Source organism: Dyella sp., assembly GCF_035277725.1.
In the GTDB taxonomy this organism is placed as follows: Bacteria; Pseudomonadota; Gammaproteobacteria; order Xanthomonadales; family Rhodanobacteraceae; genus Dyella_B.
This window is the reverse complement of record NZ_DATEJY010000053.1, coordinates 42,868-64,915: the sequence shown is the minus strand read 5'-3', so window position 1 is coordinate 64,915 and position 22,048 is coordinate 42,868. Positions and strand designations below refer to the sequence as shown.

General features: G+C 60.5%; 14 protein-coding genes. 5 read left to right on the top strand and 9 right to left on the bottom strand.

Going from position 1 to position 22,048, the window contains the following annotated elements; translation table 11 throughout:
• The first annotated feature begins 1 nt into the window (after position 1).
• The 5 genes from tssF (at position 2) to VJR68_RS04770 (ending at position 6,627) form a co-directional block, all read left to right on the top strand.
• On the top strand, positions 2-1,882 hold the full coding sequence (tssF, locus tag VJR68_RS04790; protein ID WP_324146425.1) for a type VI secretion system baseplate subunit TssF: 1,881 nt from the start codon (positions 2-4) through the stop codon (positions 1,880-1,882).
• Positions 1,879-2,931 carry a type VI secretion system baseplate subunit TssG gene (tssG, locus tag VJR68_RS04785; protein ID WP_324146424.1) on the top strand — a complete coding sequence of 351 codons (1,053 nt, stop codon included), beginning with the start codon at positions 1,879-1,881 and terminating at the stop codon, positions 2,929-2,931. Before tssF ends, tssG begins: the two co-directional genes overlap by 4 nt.
• A gap of 11 nt (positions 2,932-2,942) precedes the next feature.
• Positions 2,943-4,001, top strand: coding sequence for an ImpA family type VI secretion system protein (locus VJR68_RS04780; protein WP_324146423.1), 1,059 nt, complete (start codon positions 2,943-2,945; stop codon positions 3,999-4,001).
• Between the two features lie 155 nt (positions 4,002-4,156).
• Entirely contained in the window at positions 4,157-5,200 is a 1,044-nt protein-coding gene (locus VJR68_RS04775) for a fimbrial protein (protein ID WP_324146422.1), read from the top strand.
• 14 nt (positions 5,201-5,214) lie between these two features.
• A complete protein-coding gene (locus VJR68_RS04770; protein WP_324146421.1) occupies positions 5,215-6,627 on the top strand; it encodes a GlcNAc-transferase family protein in 1,413 nt (470 codons plus the stop codon).
• A 283-nt stretch (positions 6,628-6,910) separates the two neighbouring features.
• On the opposite strand, the gene VJR68_RS04765 is transcribed toward VJR68_RS04770, so the two are convergent.
• From VJR68_RS04765 to tssJ, 9 genes are all read right to left on the bottom strand, one after another.
• Positions 6,911-10,342 carry an RHS repeat-associated core domain-containing protein gene (locus VJR68_RS04765; RefSeq protein ID WP_324146420.1) on the bottom strand — a complete coding sequence of 1,144 codons (3,432 nt, stop codon included), beginning with the start codon at positions 10,340-10,342 and terminating at the stop codon, positions 6,911-6,913.
• A gap of 146 nt (positions 10,343-10,488) precedes the next feature.
• Positions 10,489-11,001 carry a hypothetical protein gene (locus VJR68_RS04760; RefSeq protein WP_324146419.1) on the bottom strand — a complete coding sequence of 171 codons (513 nt, stop codon included), beginning with the start codon at positions 10,999-11,001 and terminating at the stop codon, positions 10,489-10,491.
• Positions 11,002-11,215: 214 nt separating this feature from the next.
• Positions 11,216-11,917: a hypothetical protein gene (locus VJR68_RS04755; RefSeq protein ID WP_324146418.1), complete on the bottom strand. Its 702-nt coding sequence runs from the start codon at positions 11,915-11,917 to the stop codon at positions 11,216-11,218.
• Between the two features lie 55 nt (positions 11,918-11,972).
• Positions 11,973-12,245, bottom strand: a complete 273-nt coding sequence (locus VJR68_RS04750) for a PAAR domain-containing protein (protein ID WP_324146417.1) — start codon at positions 12,243-12,245, stop codon at positions 11,973-11,975.
• Between the two features lie 94 nt (positions 12,246-12,339).
• Positions 12,340-14,814 carry a type VI secretion system Vgr family protein gene (locus tag VJR68_RS04745; protein ID WP_324146416.1) on the bottom strand — a complete coding sequence of 825 codons (2,475 nt, stop codon included), beginning with the start codon at positions 14,812-14,814 and terminating at the stop codon, positions 12,340-12,342.
• 117 nt (positions 14,815-14,931) lie between these two features.
• On the bottom strand, positions 14,932-18,855 hold the full coding sequence (tssM, locus tag VJR68_RS04740; protein ID WP_324146415.1) for a type VI secretion system membrane subunit TssM: 3,924 nt from the start codon (positions 18,853-18,855) through the stop codon (positions 14,932-14,934).
• A gap of 13 nt (positions 18,856-18,868) precedes the next feature.
• Positions 18,869-20,158, bottom strand: a complete 1,290-nt coding sequence (gene tssL / locus VJR68_RS04735) for a type VI secretion system protein TssL, long form (RefSeq protein ID WP_324146414.1) — start codon at positions 20,156-20,158, stop codon at positions 18,869-18,871.
• A complete protein-coding gene (gene tssK / locus VJR68_RS04730) occupies positions 20,155-21,504 on the bottom strand; it encodes a type VI secretion system baseplate subunit TssK (RefSeq protein ID WP_324146413.1) in 1,350 nt (449 codons plus the stop codon). Before tssK ends, tssL begins: the two co-directional genes overlap by 4 nt.
• A gap of 1 nt (position 21,505) precedes the next feature.
• On the bottom strand, positions 21,506-22,006 hold the full coding sequence (gene tssJ / locus VJR68_RS04725) for a type VI secretion system lipoprotein TssJ (protein WP_324146412.1): 501 nt from the start codon (positions 22,004-22,006) through the stop codon (positions 21,506-21,508).
• Positions 22,007-22,048 lie beyond the last annotated feature (42 nt).

Genomic DNA, 22,048 nt, shown 5'->3' with positions numbered 1-22,048 from the left:
TATGGATCCGCAGTTCCTCGACTACTACAACCGCGAACTGACTTATATGCGGGAAATGGCCGGCGAGTTCGCCGCCCGCCATCCCAAGATCGCGCGCCGCCTTGGCATGCAGGGCATTGAAGTCGCCGACCCTTACGTGGAACGCCTGATCGAAGCGTTCTGTTTTCTGTCCGCCCGCACGCAGATCAAGCTGGATGCCGAGTTTCCACGCTTCACTCAGCGCCTGCTGGAAGTGATCTATCCCAACTACGTGGCGCCCACGCCCTCCATGGCGGTGGTGCAGTTGAAGCCAAGCCTGCGCGAAGGTGATTTTGCCAAGGGCATGACGCTGCCGCGCCACAGCATCTTGCGCTCGGCCATACCATCCGGCGAACAGAGCGGCTGCGAATTCCGTACCGGCCACGACATCACGCTATGGCCGATCGAGATTACCGAGGCACGCCTTACCGCGGTACCGCCGGACATTCCCGATACTGATCGTTACCTGCTCCCGCACCAACGCCTGCGCGGCGCCTTGCGCTTGCGCCTGCGCACCACCGGCGAAATCAACTTCAGCCAGATCTCGGGGCTGGATCGCCTGCCCATTTACCTCGGTGGCGACGAACGTATTGCCTCGCACCTGTTCGAGCTGATCCACGCCGGCAGCGTCGCCTCGGTGGTACGCGCCTACGGTGCGCAGGGCGCGGACAACCACGTCATTACGAAAAACCCGGTCGATGTCGAAGGCTTCCGCGCCGATCAAAGCCTGTTGCCGCTGCCCTGGAACACCTTCCACGGCCACAACCTGCTGCAGGAGTACTTTGCCTGCCGCCAGTGCTTCTACTTCTTCACGCCAACCCAGCTCGCGCCCGGGCTGGCGCGCGTGCAAGGCAAGGAGGCGGAAATCGTGTTGCTGCTCGACCGCCTGCCGGAAGAACTCACCGCACACGTCGATGCGTCGCGCTTCCTGCTGTTCTGCACGCCGATCATCAACCTGTTTCCCAAGCGCACCGACCGTATCGAGATCAATCGTGCGCGCACCGATTTCCATCTGCTGGCCGATCGCACCAAGCCGCTCGACTACGAGATCCATTCCGTCTCACGCGTTTTCGGGCAGAAGCCGGCATCGTCTCAAGAAGTCGTGTTCAATCCGCTGTATCAAACCAGGCACAGCGACATGGGCAACTACGGCCGCTATTTCTCGCTGCGGCGCGAACAGCGCGTGCTGTCGGACAGCGCTCGCCGCTACGGCACGCGCACACCCTATATCGGCACCGAAGTATTCGTGTCGCTGGTCGACCAGTACGAAGCGCCCTACAGCGACGAGATCCGGTATCTGTCGGTGGAAGCCATGGTCACCAACCGTGATCTGCCCTTGCTGGTGCCGCGCAACGGCGTGATGGACCTCACCTTGAACCAGGCGATACCGGTCGACGCCGCGCGCCTGGTGCGCCCACCCAGCCGGCCGCGCGCGCCCTACGCGCAGGGCGAAGCGGCGTGGCGCTTGATCCGCCAGCTTGGCTTTAACTACATGCCGCTGGCCGAACTCGATCATCAGGACGGCGGCCAGGCGCTGCGCAACATGCTGCGCCTGTTCGTGGCGCCGGAAGACCGTGAACAGGCCAAGCAGATCGATGCCCTGGTCGGCGCACGCACAGAACCGGTCGTGCGGCGCCTGCCCGACCAGGGCCTATTGGTGTATGGGCGCGGCGTGCGCTGCGAACTAACGGTCGACGAAACCGGCTTTTCCGGCATCAGCCCGTACCTGTTCGGATTGGTGCTGGAGCATTACGTCGCCCGTCACGTCGCCATCAACGTGTTTACGGAAACCGAACTGCACTCCATGCAGCGTGGCAAAGTGGGGCACTGGCGACCGCACATGGGTAGACGGGGGGTGGTATGACACCGGACGGCCATCCCATCGCCAACGCTTCGCTGTCCTCCGCCACCACACCGGAAGCACTGCAGGCCTGGTTCGATCCGAGCAGACCGTGGCACTCGGGTTTTTTGAGCCTGCTGCGCGCGATCGCCGCGCGCGACCGCGACATGCCGCCACCGGGCACAGCCAGCCTGCCGCAGCAGGAGCCTTATCGCATCGGGCAACAGCCGTCGATGGTGTTTGCGCCGCGCGAAGTAACTGCGCTCAAGGTGCGTGATGGACGTCTGGACGTCCATCTGTTTGGCCTCGGGCTGTGGGGGCCGCAAGGGCCATTGCCTTTGTACGCCACCGAGCAGGCCTACAACCGCATGGAAAGCATCCAGGACCGTACCCTGGTGCATTTCAACGATCTGTTCCATCACCGCGCCCTCTCCACGTTTTATCGCGCATGGGCTTCGGCGCAGTCGACCGCCTCGCTCGATCGGCCGGAAGACGAATCGTTTTCCTTCTACATTGCCAGCTTGAGCGGCATCGATACGGATGAAGCGGCCGCTTCCTGCCTGCCGACGCACGCACGCTACAGCGCCGCCTCGCACTTGGTTCGCGAAGCGCGCAATCCCGATGGCCTCGCCTGCGCGCTGTCTCACTACTTCGGTGTGCCGATGGCGGTGGAGGAATTCGTACCGCATTGGATTCGCCTGGCCGAAACCGAACATACGCATCTCAGCGAACCCGGGCCCGCCGCGGTCATGGGCGAAGGCGCGCTACTCGGCGAAACCATCCGCGATGCGCAGCACAAGTTCTGCCTGGTCGTAGGACCGGTCAGCCTGGAGCAATACCTGCGCCTGACGCCACACGGCGAGGACCTGCCCACCCTGGTCGAATGGGTACGTGCGTTCGTCGGTCACGAATACGGCTGGGAGGTCAAGCTGATCGTGAAGCCCGGCGAAGCGCCACCCGCGCACGCGGACACCTCGCACCGGCTCGGCTATTCCACCTGGCTGGGCGAATCACCGCCCGACCAACCAGTCGTCGGCATGGTCTTCGACCCCGAACACTACCTTGATCGATAACACACGCACGCATGACGAAGCAGAAATTCCCCTCCAACGACAGCAACGCGCGCTACGTCGATCTGCTCGCACCCATCATGGATGAGTCCCCTTGCGGGCCCGACCTGGAGTACGACGCGGATTTCGTGATGCTGCAAACCGCCGTCGCGCCGAAAAGCGACGCCCAGTACGGCGATTTCGTCGACACGCCGCAAGCCACCAACTGGTCCGACATCGAGCGTGATACCCGCGCGCTGCTGATGCGCAGCAAGGATATCCGCCTGGCCGTCATCCTGTTGCGCAGCCGCATCCGCCAGGCGGGCGCGGTGGGCCTGCAGGAAGGCCTGGCGTTTCTGCAGCAACTGCTAGACCGCTACGGTGAGTCGCTGCATCCGCTGCCCGTGTTCGAAGGCGAGCGCGATGCCATGGTCTACGCCAACGCCATCGCCGCCTTGACCGACCCGGAAGGCGTACTGGGCGACCTGCGCGATATCCCGCTGCCCAAGTCACCCGGCATGGTGTTGCACGTGCGCGACATTGAAAAAGCCTATGCCAACCCGCGCCCGAAGGATGCATTGGCCCAGGAGTCCGCCGCACGCCTGATCGCCGAATGGCGCGCGCGGCGCGAAGCCATCCTGATGGCATTGATCGAAACCCATCAAAGCGCCCAGGACATCAACACCTGGTGCACTGGCACCCTGCACGCCGATGCGCCGGAACTTGGCGTATTGGTCAAGCTGCTGCAGCCTTTTGCACAACCCGGCGCGAACCTGACTGGCGAAGCCATGGCAAACGCCAACGAGCCTGCCTCCGCAAACAGCAGCACGGCTGAAGACAGCCCAGCCTCGCAACACGGCGAACTCCTCGCATCCGCGACGACCTCGCCCGCCACCGCATTGCAGACCATGGACCGCTGGAGCGCACTCGCGGAAATCCAGCACGCGCGCCGCTGGTTCGAGGAAAACGAACCCAGCAGCCCGGTCGTCGTATTGCTGCGCCAATCCGAGCGCATGGTCGGCAAGCGTTTTTCAGAACTCGCCCATCTCATTCCCGCCGATTTGCTGGCTCAATGGGATCAGCCGGAAGCCTAGGCCCGATGCCGCAAACACAAGGATGCTCCAGTCACCGGAACCTGCCCGTCATTCAAGCGAAAGGGATGTTTCGGCAATGGGAAATCCTTAAGTTCGCAGCATTGCGGCTGGGCCGGCCTTAATTCTCCGCCGATCATTCGTTCGAGTCCGTCACGATGAAACGTTTTATCCCATTGCTCACGCTCGCCGGCCTCGCCTGCCTTGGATGGATACGGCCGGCCGCTGCCGAGTGTAGCCAGCTGACCGATGACCAGCTCGCCGAACTCATTGCCGAGGGCGAAGTCGCTTTCAAGAATTACCAGGTTCAATTGAACTTCGCCGGCGGTGTCATCGAGATTGATCCCGATTGGCAGAACGGCCGTCTCCTCACCACGGCGTCCGTTTCAAATGCAGGCAGGAATGGTATCAACGTAGCCGGTTGCTTCAACAGCGTCGGTACCATCAACTTGCAATTCGTGGCGCCACCCGCGGTAGGGGCAACCATCGATGGCATCACCTACTACGCCACCAATATCGCAGGCATCGGCTTTCGCCTGGCCTATGTCACTCCCGCCGGCACTTTTTTTGATTTACCGCGCAGCCTGACCTTCCGGCAGGACACCAATCCGTTCTGGGCGCGCTGGGCCACGGGTTCGCAATTTGAGATCCAGTTGGTGAAAATCGGCGACCTGCAGGTCGGCAGCGGCACCGTCGCTTTCAGCGCACCGCTTCAGGTAGGGACCGCGGATGACGGCAGGATCGTCACCACCATCAATGCAAACAACGTCACCATACGCGTCCTTCCCAGCTGCACGGTCGACTCCAGCACGATCGACGTCGACTTCGACACCTTCGGTCCGGAAGACTTTCCGAATGGAACGGAAGGACCCACCAGGCCGGTGGCATTCAACGTCGTGTGTTCCGGCCCCACCCCGCCGCAATCGATCACTGCCACGCTCGGCGCGATAGCGGACACGGTCGATCCCACGTTGATCCAGAACTCGCAAGGCAGCGCGACGAACCTCGCTATTCGCCTCAGGGAGCCTTCCTCAAATATCGTGCTTGCGCCCAACGATCCCAACAGCCAACTGGTGCATGCGCCAGGCGGCGCCATGCAGAACCGCTTTCAGCTGGATTCGACTGTCATGCGCGTCGGCAGCGCCGCACCCACGCCGGGAACCATCCAGGCCACCGCCACGATCAATCTCACTTTCATGTAGGTCTTTCGCAGGACGTGGACAGCTCGCAAGACACATCGATTTTTGTACAGATCGCCAGCTACCGCGATCCGGAACTTATTCCTACCCTGATCGACCTGATTGACAAGACCACGCATCCACGGCGGCTTCGCATCGTCGTGTGCTGGCAACACGGGCCAGGTGAAAAGCTGGGCGATTTCTGGGCCAGGGGTTTCGGCAAATGGCGCACTGAAAGCTGGCGCGGATGGACGGTGCACTTGCTGGAAAACAGCGGCGCAAGCATCGAACTCATCGACGTTCCACACATGCAAACGCGCGGTGCCTGCTGGGCCCGTCATCTGCTGCAGCAGCGCTATGGCGGCGAGCGCTATACCCTGCAACTGGATTCGCATCACCGTTTCATCGAAGGCTGGAATGAAGCGGCCATCGTCATGCTCGAATCCTTGCGTGATGAAAGCCCCAAACCGGTGCTCACGACGTATCTGCCGTTCTACAACCCGGAACACGGTCAAGCGGACTACACCAGGCCCCCCGGCATCATGGTTTTCCTTCGCTTCACGCCAGAAGGCGTGGTGCTGTTCGACGCCAAGGACTTGCCCGACTGGAAAAACCACGATCGTCCCATTCCCGCGCGCTTCTACAGCGCCCACTTCGCTTTCGCGGACGGCCACTTTGCCGAAACGGTGCAGCACGACCCGGATTTTTTCTTTCACGGCGAAGAAATTTCCATCGGCGTGCGCGCATTCACCCATGGCTACGACCTCTACCATCCCCATCGCGTGCTCGCCTTCCATGAATACACGCGCCGGCATCGCGTCAAAATGTGGGACGACCACACGCATGCCGCCAAGGAAAAGGGCGACATCGTGCAAGATTGGTGGGACATCGACCGTAGCGCCATGCAACGCCATCGCGCACTGCTTGGCATCGATGGGCAGCCGCTCGGGAACGACTTCGGCCAATACGGCTTAGGCACCGAGCGCGGCCTGGCCGATTTCGAAACCTACGCAGGGTTGAGCTTTGCCCATCGCGGCGTACAGGCTGCCACCCTGGATCATCAATACCCCGTGCGCAACACTCGCCGCCCTCCATGCGAAGCCGATTGGCTGGCCACGATGGTACGTTCCAACAGTGTGCGGGTCTGTATCCATCAAGATGCCTTTGAATCGCCAACCGTACCAGCCGGCGACGAACCGCTGCTGGATCGCGCCAAAACCGTTCAAGTCACGTTCTACGATGCGGTGGGTGCAGCGCTGCATGGCAGAACCCTGAAAGCGCAGACCCTCGCCCGGTGGCGCGCAGATGGCTGGCTGGACGCCACGGTCTCATTCACCTCACCGCTGGGACAGGCAGCTACGCGTTATCTGCTTGAATTGCGCGATGAGGAAGGCAATGTTCTCGCCAGCAACGAGCAATCCATTCCGGAAATGCTTCCGTTGAATCCGTAGGCATGGCGGTTGCTCGGCCTTACGGCCTCGCATCAGTTGGTGATTCAACACGGGTCGTCATTCCGGCGAAAGCCGGAATCCAGTGAAGATGGCGTGCGCAGCACACTTTTATCCAAATCGCATAACTTAAGGGCACTTCTATAAATTGCCGCCTGACTCAGCCGCGATGTACCTCACGCCACGGGCTGCCGCGTAGGCTGGGATGAAATCCCAGCATCACCATGTATAGCAATGCTGGGATTTCCTCCCCAGCCTACATGGGTGCATAAGTACTCAGCATGATTCAGCGTGTTGCAGAGCGCCCGCTGACATCTTCGTGCGATTCAAATCGGTATCCCGCCTGCCCCTGAAACGGCTCGACCACGCGGGCAATATCCCGTGCGGGACAAGGCAAGCCTCGGTTCCATTGCACGGTGGAGTCCGGCCCAGCTGTAGGGATCGGTGTTGCGTCGCCCAGCGGATTGCACCAGGTCAACGGATTGGGGGCGTATAAATAGGGACTCAATCCATCCGGCATCGTCCGGTCCGGGCTGAGGTAACGTCCCGTTTGGGGATCGTAATAGCGCGCACCGTTGTAATGCAGGCCGGTTTCTTCATCAGCGTAGTGGCCGGGATAGCGCAGTGGTTGCGTCACAGGCTTGCTCTTGTCGCCCTCTTGCGTAGCCAGCGTGCCCCACGTGCGGTAATGCCCTCGCCACACCACCATGCCCGCGTCGTCAGTCAGTGCTATGGCCGCGCCGGCAACGTCGGTGTGATAGTGATAAACGCGCGTATCGGCCATCTCGCCGTTCGCACCCAGCGATTGCTCCACCTTGGCCAGCGGCGCGAATCCCGCGGCATCGCCAGCACCCGGCCGATACAAGTAGGTATGGACGGCCGATTCGTGCTGTTCCTGCAACAGACGAGGCCCGTCCCACACATAACGGGTGACGGTATCGCGGATCAATGTTTCGGCCGCGTCGGAAGTCCTAGCCTCTTCGATTTTTTCGCTACGCCGTCCCAAGGCATCGTATCGGTAGCGCACCGTGCGCTCACCATGCCGAATGGCCACCAGATGGCCCTCCACATCCCATTCCAGCTCCAGCGGCTGACCGCGGCCGCTGCGGCGGATCACCTGGCCCCACGCGTCATACTCATAACGATAGCCATGACTTTCATGCAGGCGATGATCACGCAGTGCGTGTGGCGCCCCGCCTGCGGCAGGCATGTTCGTCAGGTTGCCGGCCGGGTCCCAGGTGAAGTACTCAATCCCCAGGGTGTCGGATACACGGCGCAACAAATACCCGCGCCGGTCGTAGTCGTGCCACAGCGGATCGGCCATCACGCCCTGCATTTCCGTCACCAGGCCGTTGGCGCTGTAGTGGATCTGCATGCCAAAACGCAGATCGCCCTCCGACGATGGGACGCTACTGCCCACCATGGAACGCCCCCACGCACGTTGACCGAGCGCGCCATAACCAATTTGTGTACGCAGGCTACCCTGGCTGCGCGCCACCATGCGCTGCATGGGGTCATACCACATGCGAGCCAGCATGCGCCCCTGCCAGTCCAGTTGGGTGACGTCGCCTGCGGCCGAACGGCGCATCTGCAAGACCTGGCCATCAGGCAAGGTCATTGCGATCTGGCGGCCGGCCGGATCATAGGTGTAACGCAGCGCGCCCTGGGTGCCATGTTCGGCCAGCACACGCCCGAACCCGTCGTACTCGAAACGCCGCTCGTCGACGCCAATACCTCGCCATTGCCCATCGTCCAGGGGCTCTCGACGCACACTGGTCAGCCGTCCCAACTGATCGTAGCGATAGCCATAACGACTGTGTGCCGTGTCGCGCCCAGCTAGACGTCCGGCGTCGTCGTAATGGAAGTCTTCGCTACGCGCGGCGTTGCCTGCCTGCTCGGTGACACGCGTGATCTGACCGAGCTTGTTGTATGCAAAGTACCGCACCGTGCCATCGGCATAAGTCATCGACGTGCAGCCCCATACACTCCAAGTAAAGGTCTGCACCGCACCGTTGGCACTCTCGATACGCAACAGGCGTCCGTGCGCATCCCGGTCACAACTCGTGACATTGCCTTCTTCGTCGATATAGCGCACCACCTGGCCACGCCGGTTGCGCTCCCATTGACGCGCCTGGCCATTCACGTTCACAAACGAAAGGCGCTGACCGGCAGCATTCCAGGTATGCCGCTCGCTCTGGCCATCGGGGCGGATCACCGTCAGTAGGCGCCCCATCGGGTCACGTTCCGCACGCGTTACCTCGCCCGCGGCGTTGGTAATGGCGATCAAGTAACCATTGCGGTCATGGCCATAATGCGTAGTGGTGCCGGGGGGCGTCGTGCGCTTGATCACATGGCCGAGCGCATCATGCTCCAGCACCGTGACCCGGCCGTGTGCATCGATACAGTGCGTAGCAAGACCGTCCTCACTGTAGGCATAACCGATGAAATCGCTGCCTGGCGAACGCTGGCCCGTTACGCGCAGCTGTTCATCGCGCAGCCAAAGCCAGGACCTGCCCTCACCTTCCTGCATGGCGATCAGCTCACCCGTAAACGAGGCGTGTTGCAGGCTGCGTGAGGCATCACCAGGACCGGTTTGGCTGACCACACGCCATAGACGATCGTATCCCACCTGCACAACACCGCCATTGGGAAGATGCAGGCGGCTGGGGCCACCTACCGTACCGTGTTCGAAGCGGTAGACGCGTCCTTCGAATCCCGTATGCGCCAGGACGCGCCCCTGTTCGTCGTACTGCCAGCTGGCCGTATCGCCGAAGACGTCAGTGACTCGCGTCGCGCGCTGCTCCACATCGTAGTGAAACCGCTCCCGCGCTCCATCAAAGGTTTCGCGCGCCACCACGCGCGATGCATCGCCCACCATCTGCCAGCGATAACCAAGCTGCATGCCAAGCGCGTCCACCTCGGCAATCATGCGACCGTTCTGATAGGCGAAGCGGCGCATCAGCGCTCCCGCGCCGTGGCGAACCTCCATCAACTGGCCATGTTGATCGTAGCCATAGCGCACCAAGGTAGTGCCGGCAAGCCCGCCTTCGGCGCATTCGATAGCGGCCAACCGCATAGGCTGTTCGGTGCCGTAATGCATGCGCAATTCATACCCGCAAACACCACGCATGCGCACAAGCCTTCCTTGCTTGTCCCACAAACAACCAATGCGATGGCCTTGCGCGTTTTCGATGTATTTGATTCGCGCAACGCCGCTTTTGTCGAAGGCGCCGAACACGCGGAAATGCGCCTTCAGGTCCACCACGATCAGCCGTCCATCCGGCATGTGGGCGACGCGCCAACGCTCCAGCGGCACAATCACAAGCCGCCCCGGCGCAGGAAACGGCACCGCAAGCTTGCGCCCATGGGCATCGCTATAGACCAGCTGGTCGCCCACCCGGGCCAGCGTTACCTCCCAAGGTGTGCGCCAGCCAGGCCCAAGCAAACCGCTCATGCGCAGCGCGCTGCTGTAAAAGCGTGACCAGGAAATCGGAAAGCGTCCAGGCAACTGGAAATCCTGCTCAGGCAAGCAAAGCTTGTTGCCGTGAACCGCATCCACGCCGAGCCACAAACCCGACAATGCAGCCCGCACACGATGAGGATCGCCCGCTCCATCCAACCAGCTGCTGCGATCCATGGGCGGACCGGCGGATACCCCCGCAAGTACCTCGCCCGTCAGGGGCGCCAGCTGTTCCATCAGGCTTGTTGAGTGAGTCATAAGGGCATCCTTGCGGTACGTCGCAGTTTTTTAAAGCACAAGCTACAGTGCCGACCGTTACGCAAAGTTAGTTCGCAGCGTGACAAGGCGAACTGAGCGATCGCACGCTGCAAGCACTTTCGACAAACACGGCAACATCCTTGGATTCAACTGCCGGTCGCCATCGTCACCTTCGTGGGCTCGAACGATACTCCCGAAAGACAGCCGCGGTTGCGCTCAGCGAAACCGACATTGAGCTTGCCCCAGGCAAGAAAAGCTGAATATACGGTTTTCTCATTAAGCGAATGCCCGCGGGGATGATCCGTCATCTCCAGATCACCGTAGTGGTCGCGCAGCTCATCACGATCAATGCACCTGCCTTCAAAATTCAACACCAGGAAGCCTGGATCGCCTTCTCGGTTGCTGATACGCAAATCCACACTCTTGATAACCACACCATCCGCCAGCCTGACAGGACCGCCCACGCAGGGCGTAAAAGTGATTGGTTGAATGACGAATTTTTCGGAGCTGTCAACATGAAGCTCAATATTTAAAGCGCCTTCCACCCTATCTTTTGCAAAGGGCATTTGGCCGATCATGGCATCGATGACTTGCCATATCGTTTTATCCAAGGAAACCGTGGGTAGGCAGTCATGGCTGCTCGATTCAGCTGTCGCCATGCTGCTATCGAACCCGATAGTTGTGGCACAGCCCGCCAGAATCAAGCACAGTGACCTTGAAGGGAAAACCATATGCGATTAATTCAAAAATTAAATTCGAGCCATCCCATCATGGAAATTAACCTTGACAAGAACGTCGAACACGCTGCAAGACTTCCACCAGTTACGACGCATATCCGACATGCCTTTTTCGCTCCATAATGCGAGAAGCATGTCAGTTCGCAACATCAACTTCCTTCTTTTCAGGATCAAATGACACACTAGCAACGCAATCTGGATTGCGTTCTCGAAAACCAAAGCTAAGCCTACCCCAGCCCAAAGAAGATGAGTACGCGGTAGCCTCATCAAGCGAACGCCCGCGAGGGTGCCCGGTAATTGTTAGATCACGATAATTTGAGCGCACAGACGCAAGACCAATACAAGCTCCTGCAACATGAATCACCAAAAACCCTGGATCATTTCGTCGATGACTTATGCGGAAATCCACATCTTCAATGACGACGCCACCATCTAGCTGAATACGCTCCCCAACATAGGGGTGAAAAGACTTAGGCGGAATCACAAACTTATCATTACTTTCCGTCTGAAGCGCAATTCCAAGCACCTTCTCAATCTTATCTTTGGTGAATGGTATTTGACGTGCCAACGCGTCAATGGCTTGCCATATCGTCATATTCAATTGCGGCACTGTTGACCCTGTATCATTGTCTGATGCGCCTACCCTATCACTGTTGATTAGCCCTGGAACTAAAAAAAACATCCATGCTAAACGCCTACTTCCTGCTCTTCTTTGATGGAAATTTTTTGTCATACCAATTTCCATAGTAGTTGTCATAACGCCGCCCGGTCGTGGATGTTTTCGCCAGGCGCTGATAGAAGCGCTCGAATAGAGCATTGCTTGTGCAGCAACAAGCAACGCCTACCCTCTCCATGACGCGCATCCAGGCAGGTGCCGGGCGGTTCTGAGTGGTTTAGTCACCGATAAAGACATCTGGTGAGCCTTCGGTGACCTGGGCACCACAAGAGATCTGGCTGCCTACTCGCCCGGCCGGCTTCCCGTTGATGAACACCATCGGGGCGCCCTTGGTTATCTGCTGCGTGCTGGGGTGCTGGTTGCAGTCGACCTGGCTGATTTGAACCACCCCGGCAGCAATGCCGTTGATTTTGACGTCGGGAGATCCTGTGGTGATCTGCCCGCCGTGATCGATCGGATCGCCGACGCGGGCAGCTGGTTGTTTGGACATGTGAAGCTCCGTGTCTTGTATCGCCATGGCCCCAGCCCAAAGCGTGTCTACGCAATCGGCTGGGGCATGGGAAAAACAGTGCCCTGGATGAGGCTTACGGTTCCGGATCGGCGCCGGTTGGCGGCGGTGTTGGTGTTGGTGTTGGTGTTGGCGTTGGTGTTGGTGTTGGTGTTGGTGTTGGTGTTGGTGTTGGCGTTGGCGTTGGCGTTGGCGTTGGCGTTGGCGTTGGCGTTGGAGCTGGTCCTGGAGCTGGCGCCGGGCCAGGCGAAGGTGCAGCGGGTACGGAGGGAAGCACTTCACTGTGGCTGCTGTTACTGTCCGCGCCGCCACCAATGCTGAAACCGGCATCGCTAGCTCGTACGCCGATATCGCCGGCGGGACCGCCGATGGCACCTACACCGAACCCACCTACGCCGCAGCCTGCACCGCCACCACCACCGCCACCGCCGCCCGGGTTCAGGTTCAACGGATTGCCCTGGATGACGACATTGCTGTTGCCCACGAAGATCAGTTCGGTGCCGGTAATGGTGATGGTGCCGTCGGCGCTCATGGTCAGCGACGACGCACCACAGGTGATGGAGATGGCGGTGGCAGCCGAAAGCGTGTAGGCCGCACCAACGTTCAGCATGCAGGCCGCGCCCACACCAAGCTGATAGGCTGCGCCCACGGAGTGTTGGAATCCCGCGCCGACACTCAGTTGGTATTCGGTACCAACCTTATGTTTGTAGTCGGTGCCAACACTCAACTCGTGGCTGTTGCTTACCTGATGCTGGAAGTTGCCGCTTACGGCACGGGTATGATCGCCGCCCACCGTCTCGGCCACGGCGCCCGTGACGTCGTAGTTCACGGAACCGCCCACCTTGGTTTGCATGTCTTCCGCCACGCCGTACATGGCCATGCCACCGACGGTTTGCATCTTATCTTTCTTGATGGTGGCGACGTAGTTGCGCTCGGCCTGCAAGGTAAATTCTTCTTCGCCCTGCTTGTCCTCAAAAATAATGCTGTTGTAGTTCTGCGGACCGCCGTCGATGGTGCGGGACTTGATGCCCCCTTTGGTCGCGTTCTCGGGCAGCGGAACGGGTGGCGGCGTTACGTCGTTGTACAGGCTGCCAGCCACATAGGGGCAATCCGGGTCGCCGTTGAAGAAATCGACGATCACTTCCTGCCCCACGCGCGGCACGTACACGACACCGAAGTTCCCGCCGGCCCAGGCCTGACTTACACGCAGCCAACATGAGTCGCGCTCGTCGCCCTTGGCATTGCGATCCCACAGAAAACGTACCTTTACGCGACCGTATTCATCGGTATACGGCTCGCCGTCGCGCGGACCGGTGACTATGGCCCATTGCGCATGACCTCGAGGTTTTTTGTCGGGGTTGTAGGCCAGGCGAAAGACCTCGTCGACCGGCTGCACTTCGAAGTCGTTTCGACAATGGAAACCCGCCTTGCTACCCGATTCGTTGGGTACCTCCTCGATGAGCAGGTGAGACGCGATCATGAGATATTCGCGGTTGGCCTGGTGGTTGGGATGCAAGGTCAGCTTGAAGGTCTGGCCGCAAGCCAGTCCACGGATATTGCCGCGGCCCTTGCCACGCAGGTTGGCAGCACGCAGCTCTTCCATGCGTATGCGCGCCAGCATGGCGCCATGGTTGGTATCCGTGTAATTGCCGGGCCATGCGTAGCGTTCCCATTTGGCGTCGGTGTCCGGGCCAAGCAGCTTGTTGATGGCCTTGAGGTCGGCACGGGAACGCGTGAAATCAAAGTCGTTCGTTACATAGCTGCCGGAATACACCTGCTCCGTGGTGGAAAATTGGTGTACATATTCGATGTCAAGCTTTTCGCCGTTGGCATGAAAAGCGACTTCCTGGTACCCGGCACTCGGTGGTTTCTTGTGTGCGCTCATGTGATCGCACAACACCAGCGTGTGCTTGCCACCAGCATGCTCGAAGAACCAGTAAATGCCCCACTCTTCCATCAGCCGCTGGATGAACTCGAAATCCGTTTCACCGTACTGCACCTGGAATGCACGCGGCTCATTGAAGAGGCTCTCGCCCATCACGCCATATTGCGCGGCGTTGACCCGTTTTTCGAACGGATAGGGATAACTTTCCAATACCTCATCGATGATATCGATAACGCTTCTGTTCTGAAAAATACGGTAATCGCTCCGTAACCTCGCCTCTGCAAGCCACGGCTCCATACGCACGCCGTAGACGTGATAGTGCGGCTCCTGACGGAGGTAACTCACTTGCGTCACGACACCGCTGATTTCGCGCGTGCCGGCGCCGACGCCATTGGGCCCTTGTGCGTCGAGTTCCATGGTGACGGTAATGGGCTGTTTTAGCAGGCGACTGACGTCGACGTTCGCCAAGGCGTCGGGCGAAACGCTGTAATCGTCGGGCGTACGCAACTCCAGGTTGTAGCTATACAACGCGCCCAGGCGCTCTTCGCCTTGCATGCGAAGGAATTGAAGCGCGGGTTCTGGACCTGACTTGGTATTGAAAACAGGTATGCCCGGACAGGACACCTTGAAGGTGCGATTTAGGCCTGATTGGTTTTCGGATGACATGCTTCCCTCGTCATACTTATCGTTCACCCCACTCCCGCAGCGACCAGGGAACGCACACAGATGCCGCAGATCACGCTGACCGAGTGGTCGTGGACAATCTGCTTTGCCCGTGCGCGCTCAACGGACGCCAGGGCAATGGAAATTTTTCAGCAGGCCGCTTGATTGCGGATTGGCCTGTCCACTTCCCACCAGTTCGAGCACGGCACGGCGGCCGTCGAAATCGAAGTCCACGGTGGCTCGGCTCGACGATGCGGTCTTGCTCAGATGGCCGCGGTCGATCAGCCGAAATAGCGCCCACGGCCCCTCGGCCATCAGGGTCGAGGTATCAGGCCGCACGCGAGGATTGGCCGTGATACTGGCAACGGCGCCGCCGCGCGGCCCTGGCCAGACCATCGGCGAGACCGTTACCGGGCCATGCGCATAACGCAAACTCTGGCCATCGATGTCGATGGTGAGGTCGGTGATTTCCGGGTCCAGTGCTACCACCTTGATGCCGCCCTTCCACGAGGGATGCTTGGCATCCGAACCTTGAAAGAACGCCTCACGGATGGCGGCCGCTTGCTCGAATGGTTGTAGCGATGGGCCGCTGAAAGGCGGCATGCCAGCACCGACAGGCTTGTAACGCCACGGCCGCACGCTGGTGTCGACATGGCTGGCCAGCGACTGCTGGAAGAAATTGTCCAACATGCCACCCGGCGCGAATACGCGGGCGAAATCGTCGATGTCCACGTCCCGTGACGTCTTGGCGAAGGGATAGCGCCCCTCGATGAGGCTGCGGCACTGGTCGCCCACACTGCTTTCGACCTGGCGCGCCAGCATGCTCCCTACGCCCTGATTCACTTTGCGCATGGAACGGGAGGCCACGCCCTCCAGCAGCACGTTCAAGGGCGCAGGCAACCTACTGGCTTGCAGAGCAAGCGTGGCACCCAGGTCATCGCCGCCAGGCATGCCATTGGTGGCCAGTGCGCTATCCGCCATCGACAGCCGGTTGTACTGCTCGCCGAGCAGACCCATCACGCTGCCGAGTGAAACGCCACTCGATGCTATCGCCGAACCGGATGGTGGCGCCGGCCCCTTGCCGGTATCCGCACTTCCCGTCACCACTTGGCGCAGGGCGGCGAAGCGATTGTCCACCAGCTCCTTTTCCATCTTTACCTGGGCCAAGTTCATGCTGGGCGCAACCGTCCTGGCGGTATTGACCAAGCGTCCTGCGCGCGAACGCCGGGTGACTTCATCAAGGGCGGCGCTGGTCAGGGCCGAATCGTCCGTCTCGTCGTTCACTGCGGTCAACGACGTCTCGCGCACAAGGGTCTGCGCCAAGGTGGTCAGCGGTGAATCCGGCGCGGAAAGTACCCGCAATGTCTGCAATTCATCGGTGAGAGAACCGCCGTTCACGTTTGCGGGCCGGATGTCTTCCATGAAGCGCTGCCAGTAGTTGCCGTAATCGGTGAGGTACAGGCGGCGCATGGCATCGGCAAGCTTGTCGCGCTCGGGACGCAAGGTGGAGGTCCAGATCGAAGGGGCGGATGCCTTGCCCATCACCCAGGCGTCCTCTGCTTCGGCCTGCTGCAGAAAGCGCGACAGCTGCTTATCAAAAACCTCGTGATAACCCTCGTAGGTATATAGGCCTGGCATGCCATCCTGCAGTGATGAATTGGCTGCCAGGCCGAATACCGCGGCGGAACGCGGGCCGGCGGCTCGCAACAGGGTGATGTTGTCTGGTGCGCTCTTGCGCATTTCCATCATCGCCCGCTCGTAGAGACGGTTGGCTTCGGGCTGGCGTGCGAGCAGTTCGCGTGCGCGCTGCACCAGGTCGTCACGCTGTGCGGTACGTGGCGTGACCGGCTCGTCTTCGGCGAACAGGGCGTTGAGGTGGCCCTCCAATGCGTTGCGATCGGTGGCCGGTGCAGCATCGGGACTTTGCTGCCAGTCGTCCCATACCCACGTGCGGAGTATCGCGGCGTCATAATGCGCGTGGTCGTACAGCGACAAATACACGGTGAGCGTACGATAGGTGGCGTCGGCATCTTGTGCGTCCACCTGCATGCCGAGCACAGCCTCGACTCGATCGACGATCCGCGGGAGCAAGGCCTGGCGGAGCAACGCGGTGTAGTTGGCGTCCGACGCATCCTGTATGCGCGGAGCGGTGTACAGGCCGTAGCGCCAATAGTTGCCGGGGCTGTCCAAGTCCAGGTTTGGGTATTGCGGCAGTTCGCTGGAGATATTCAGCATGGTTGCCATGGCGTCATCTTGCGGGGCTTTGTTGTAGGCGGCCGCCGTGTTGATGAGCACATCGGCCTTGCCGTCGATAGCCTTCAGGTAGCGATGATTGTTGCCAAAGCTCATCGTCAACGAGCCGATCAACCAGACCGCCACGGCAACCGACAGCAGATGGCCAACCGTGCGCAGCGCGCGGAAACGGAATTCCCAGCGCAGGTTGGGCCGCACCAGATGCCCTTCGGCCAGGATCACCTGCTTGAACAAATCGCGCAGGAAGTAGCCCCGGTGCCCGGTGGGCAAGGTTGCGTTTGCCTCAGCTAAAGCAGTGCCGCCCAAGAGACCGGCGAAACCGCGGCGCAAGCGTTGCAGTAACGTATGACGATTAGCGGGCACCACCTCGTGTGTCTGGGCGGCGCTGGCAAAGTAGACGCCGCGCAAAGCGCTGTGCAGTTGCGTATCGTCATAGCGCGAATCGAGAAATACCATGCCGATCCATTCGGCCAGTTCCGCCGCGAAGCAGCGGAACTCTCCGGGCAGCGCATACAGCTTGCGGCGCCGCTCCAGTTCGTATTCTTCTTGCAGGCGCAGGTTGATGCCGGCTTCCAGCCGCTGTTCGAGCTGTTGCAGCTCCTTGGCAATGCCGGTACGCAGCGCGCTGCTGGAAATCAGATCTGCGCGTTCCTGGTACGGCAGCGTGAAGCCGAGTACCTGCGTGCGCCCTTCGGGACTCAGCGCCTGGAAGTACTCGGAGAAGCCCGGCAGAAGATCGAGCTTGTTCACCAGTACGTAGACAGGAAAGCGCACGCCCAGTTGCTCGCGCAGATCGCCGAGCCGTGCACGCAAGGCCGCTGCCAGCGTCACCCGTTCCGCGGCGGAACGCTTGAGCAGTTCCTCGACGGAGACGACCAACAGCGTGCCGTTGACGGGCGCTCGCGGCCTGCGCTTGCGTAGTGCGGAAAGGAAGCCTTTCCATTCGGCCGCGTTGGCCTTGCTGCGCGCTGCTGCGATGGCAGCGGCGTCTTCTTCGTCGGCGGCGATGGCTTCATCGCTGCGTGGCGTATTCTGCAAGGCATAGCGGCCTGCGGTGTCCACCAGTACGGCTTCGTTGCTGAACCAGCAGTCGCAATCGAGGGTTGCCGTGCGCTCGTCACGTGCCGAGCCATCCATCTGCTCGGGAAAATCGAGGCCGGAGTTCAGAATCAGCTGCGTTTTGCCGGCACCGGAGGAGCCGATCACCACGTACCATGGCAGCTCGTAGAGATAGCGCTGGCTTTCGAACAGGCGGCGCCATAACGGCAGCGCACCGCGCATGCGCCGAAGCTTGGCCAGCGCACGGTCCAGCGTGGCGTTGACGGCCCGCACCTCGTCGCGGGCGACATCCTGGTCGGCGGAGCGCTGGCCAAACGGATGCAGTACGCGTTGCAACAAGGCATCGTCGCTGCGCATGGCGCGCCACAGGCGATAGGCGCTGAAGGCGAGATAGCAAACGGCCAACACGATGATGACCTGGGCGCGCGCCCAGGTGCTCTTGAACGGATGCGCTTCACCGAAGGCCAGCAACGGGCTGGCATACCAGAACGCCACGCCCAGCAAGGCCAGCCAGATGCCTAGCGTAGGCCAGCGAAGCAGCCAGAACAGCAGCAGCGTAAGCAGCACCACGATGACGAGTACGCGCGCCCCAGCTGTTGCCAGCGGATAATAGACGCCAAAGGCAAGCAGGGCACCGAGAAACCACACAGCGACCGCGGCAAGCAGGAGCGCCACGACCAAAAGGACCTGGCGCGAAAAGAGAAAACGAAAAAAGCGATTGATATAGTGCATGACATTTTCCCCGTTACAGCGTAACGAGGACCTCCACGCGTCGATTGCGCGCACGGCCTTGTTCGCTGGCATTGTCGGCGAGCGGTTCGGTATCGCCCTTGCCCACGACGTGGATGCGATCGGGCTGCGTGCCATTGGCTTTCAATACGTCGGCAACGAATTGCGCGCGCTTTTCCGACAATACCTGGTTGTCGGGAAATTCAGCCGTATGCACTGGCTGGTTGTCGGTATGGCCCGTGACCGTGACCATGCCTTCGACCCGAGCCACTTCACGGCCGACGCGGGCAAGAATGTCGTTCATCTCCGGACGCACGCGGCTTTGCCCACTGACGAACATCGTGTCGCCTTTGAAAATGACCAAGCTATGGACAGCGTCTTCTTCCACCGATACCAGCCCTTTGGCGATCTCGTTTCTCAACAGATAAGCAAGACGCAGGCGCTGCGGCGCTACGTGGATGACGTCACCCGCCGCGCGGATTTTTGCCTCGACCAGCGCACTTTGGGAAAGCAGGCGATACTTGTCCCAGCCAAACAGTGCTGATACCAGCAGCGCTGCCGCGCAAGCCGTAGCCTTGGCGGAGACGCCGCCGAACAGACGCAGCTTGCCGGGAGCTGTGCCATGCCAATGCGGCGACAAGGCCAGCGGTACCGCGTCACGCGCGCTGTTGATCAAGGTGAGCAGGCGCTGCCGGATCTGATCCAGATGCCGGCGACCATCGACGATCACGCTATACCGCCCCTCAAAACCGAGCCCGAGAATGCGATAGAGCACTTCCAGCACATCCACATAGGCTTGCGGATCGGTGGCCATGCGGCCGATCAGCAGAAAGAACTTCTCGCCACCATCGACTTCACCCTCGAACGTGATCAGCAGGCTCTTCACGGCCCAGACGCCGCCCTTGCCCCACTGCGTGCGGTTGGCCGCTTCGTCCAAGGCCGTGCATAGGCAGTAGCGCGCTGCCACCATGTGCTTCCATGGCAGGTTGGCCCTGTCGCACAGCTTCTGGAACACCACCACTTCACGCACGAGCAGTTCACGCAGCGCTTCGATTTCCGCTGAACTGTCAAACGACGCCGGTACTTCGGCCAGCATGCGCAACAAAGGTTGCGCCGCTTCCAACAGTGGATTCTGCGCCTGCCGCATGGCTTCGACCCGCGCCTGCAGATCGTCGGGCAGTTCGACACCCAGCAGCGAAGCGCCTTCACCTGGCCCATGCCCCATGGAGGCCTGCGCGGATGAGCGGGTCTCCGATGGACCGTTGAGGAAATCGAACGCGTCGTCGCTATACGCTTGCATGCTCATTTCTGCCGCACTCCCCACAATTCGAGCTTGAGCTCAGGGAAGTGGCCAGCGATGTGCATTGCCAGGCCGCCCTGCCGGGCGATCTGCTCCCAGAACGGTCCCGTGCGCGACAGTTCGTAGTAAATGAAGCCTGCATTGAACGGAATTTGCCGCGGCGGCACCGGCAGCGGTGCAAGCGTGAGACCTGGCAAGTGCGAGCGAACCAGTTCAGGCAGGCGCTGCGGATGGCTGATCTTGGTGGAAGAGGAAAACTGTTGTTGCAGAACGTCTGGCGGCATCTGCGCGTGGACAGCCAGTACCAGGCTCGAATAACTGGCCAGTTCACTCGGAAGCAAGGCAGCCGTACGCACGCCATGGCCCTGCTCAGTGAGCGCAATCGGCTGCGCGCCACGAATCAATACCTGGTTCAACAGAAAATGGACGTCCTCTACCAGCGGGCGTATGCTTTCGTAAAGGCGTGCATGGTCGTAACCCGGCGCAGGCAACGGGCGGCGCGTCTGCGGGCGCACAAACGTAGAAAGCTCCCCCGCCAGCATGGATAGCTGCCGATAGAACTCCACCGGCGGCGTTTCCTGGATGCGTGCCATGTGTTCGAGCACCGGCTCGTAACGATTCAACACTTGCAACAGCAAATAGTCGGACACTTCCGCAGCGGCACCCATGCGGCCATCGCTGCCGGACAAGCGGCTTGCCAGGGCGTCCGCGCGCAACTTGGCCAGACCGTGCAATTGCAAGGTCCACTCGCGCAACAAGGGATTGGTCGCGCAGCCCGTAACCGGCGGAATGTGGTCCTCGCTGTGCAACGTTATCGCGCCATCGGCTTCCAGCGATTTGATACGTGTCAGGGCAATGCCGATCCACGATTTGGTCAGTTCCTTCTCTGGCTTCAGACGCAGGCGCAGATTCGACAACTGCACCGGTTTGGCGCCCTGCCCGATGGCGTTGCTGTCATGCAGCTCTTCATCAAACGCGTGGAAACGGGCCAGCGACCCCGTTTGATCGGCGAAGACAGTTTCTTCCGTATTCGGCAAGCGCAGCGGCACGGCCAGGTAGATCACCTGGTTGATATGGTCATGCGTAATGGTCAGCGGCGGCGGCGGCGGCGCGTGACCGGGAATGTCGAACGGCGTACCGTCCGGAAAGACACCGCTGCCGCTCTTGAAAACAAGCTTGCCGAATGCGAGCGATTCGCGATCGATGTCGTATCGACCGAAACCCCAAAAGAACGGGCTCAACGAGGTGCAGCGCTTGTGTGCAAAATATTCCAGATAGCGCTCCTGCTGCTGGAACAATTGCGGGCGAAGAAACAGGCCTTCGCTCCACACAACTTTGTTATGCGTGCTCATGTCAATCCCTTGACCTCGATATCGACACGGCTCGCCGATCCAGACGGACGGTCAGGCTGACTTTCTTCGGCCGCCGCTTGCGCTGATACCACTTGGAGGTTTCCACCTGCATATCCGCCGCCGGCACGCGATAGACCGTTCGCCATACCGATTTGCCAAGCACGCGGTAGCCGGCAAGCACGCCAATGGCGGTGGTGTCGGGATTGATCTTGCGCTGGATATCGCGGCTTTCACCCGGGCGAAGAATAAATTCGTCCATGGCCACCGCATCGTCACCGATGGCTGCCCTGCCATCATTTTGCAAGGTAAAGAAATCGGCGTCCTCGAACGCCGTAGGCGACTTCAATTCATAAACACGCACCATGATGGGTGAAGCGCGATCATCTGCATCCGGATTGGTCTGCTCACTGGCGTTCACATGCACATTGAGCTGCGTTGAAGCAGCTTCCTTACGCGTCGGCGCGGTACCGCAAGCGGTCAGAAACGCAAACATGGCGAGCATGACGACCATGCCGGGCGTGCGTTGACATGACTGAAAGTGAGA

Excerpts from the sequence above, each read along its gene's own strand:
- tssK (WP_324146413.1), bottom strand. The coding sequence starts at position 21,504 with ATGAGCACGCATAACAAAGTTGTGTGGAGCGAAGGCCTGTTTCTTCGC.
- tssJ (WP_324146412.1), bottom strand. The coding sequence starts at position 22,006 with ATGCTCGCCATGTTTGCGTTTCTGACCGCTTGCGGTACCGCGCCGACG.
- VJR68_RS04760 (WP_324146419.1), bottom strand. The coding sequence starts at position 11,001 with ATGGCGACAGCTGAATCGAGCAGCCATGACTGCCTACCCACGGTTTCC.
- tssM (WP_324146415.1), bottom strand. The coding sequence starts at position 18,855 with ATGCACTATATCAATCGCTTTTTTCGTTTTCTCTTTTCGCGCCAGGTC.
- VJR68_RS04775 (WP_324146422.1), top strand. The coding sequence starts at position 4,157 with ATGAAACGTTTTATCCCATTGCTCACGCTCGCCGGCCTCGCCTGCCTT.
- tssL (WP_324146414.1), bottom strand. The coding sequence starts at position 20,158 with ATGAGCATGCAAGCGTATAGCGACGACGCGTTCGATTTCCTCAACGGT.
- VJR68_RS04765 (WP_324146420.1), bottom strand. The coding sequence starts at position 10,342 with ATGACTCACTCAACAAGCCTGATGGAACAGCTGGCGCCCCTGACGGGC.
- tssG (WP_324146424.1), top strand. The coding sequence starts at position 1,879 with ATGACACCGGACGGCCATCCCATCGCCAACGCTTCGCTGTCCTCCGCC.
- tssF (WP_324146425.1), top strand. The coding sequence starts at position 2 with ATGGATCCGCAGTTCCTCGACTACTACAACCGCGAACTGACTTATATG.
- VJR68_RS04745 (WP_324146416.1), bottom strand. The coding sequence starts at position 14,814 with ATGTCATCCGAAAACCAATCAGGCCTAAATCGCACCTTCAAGGTGTCC.
- VJR68_RS04750 (WP_324146417.1), bottom strand. The coding sequence starts at position 12,245 with ATGTCCAAACAACCAGCTGCCCGCGTCGGCGATCCGATCGATCACGGC.
- VJR68_RS04780 (WP_324146423.1), top strand. The coding sequence starts at position 2,943 with ATGACGAAGCAGAAATTCCCCTCCAACGACAGCAACGCGCGCTACGTC.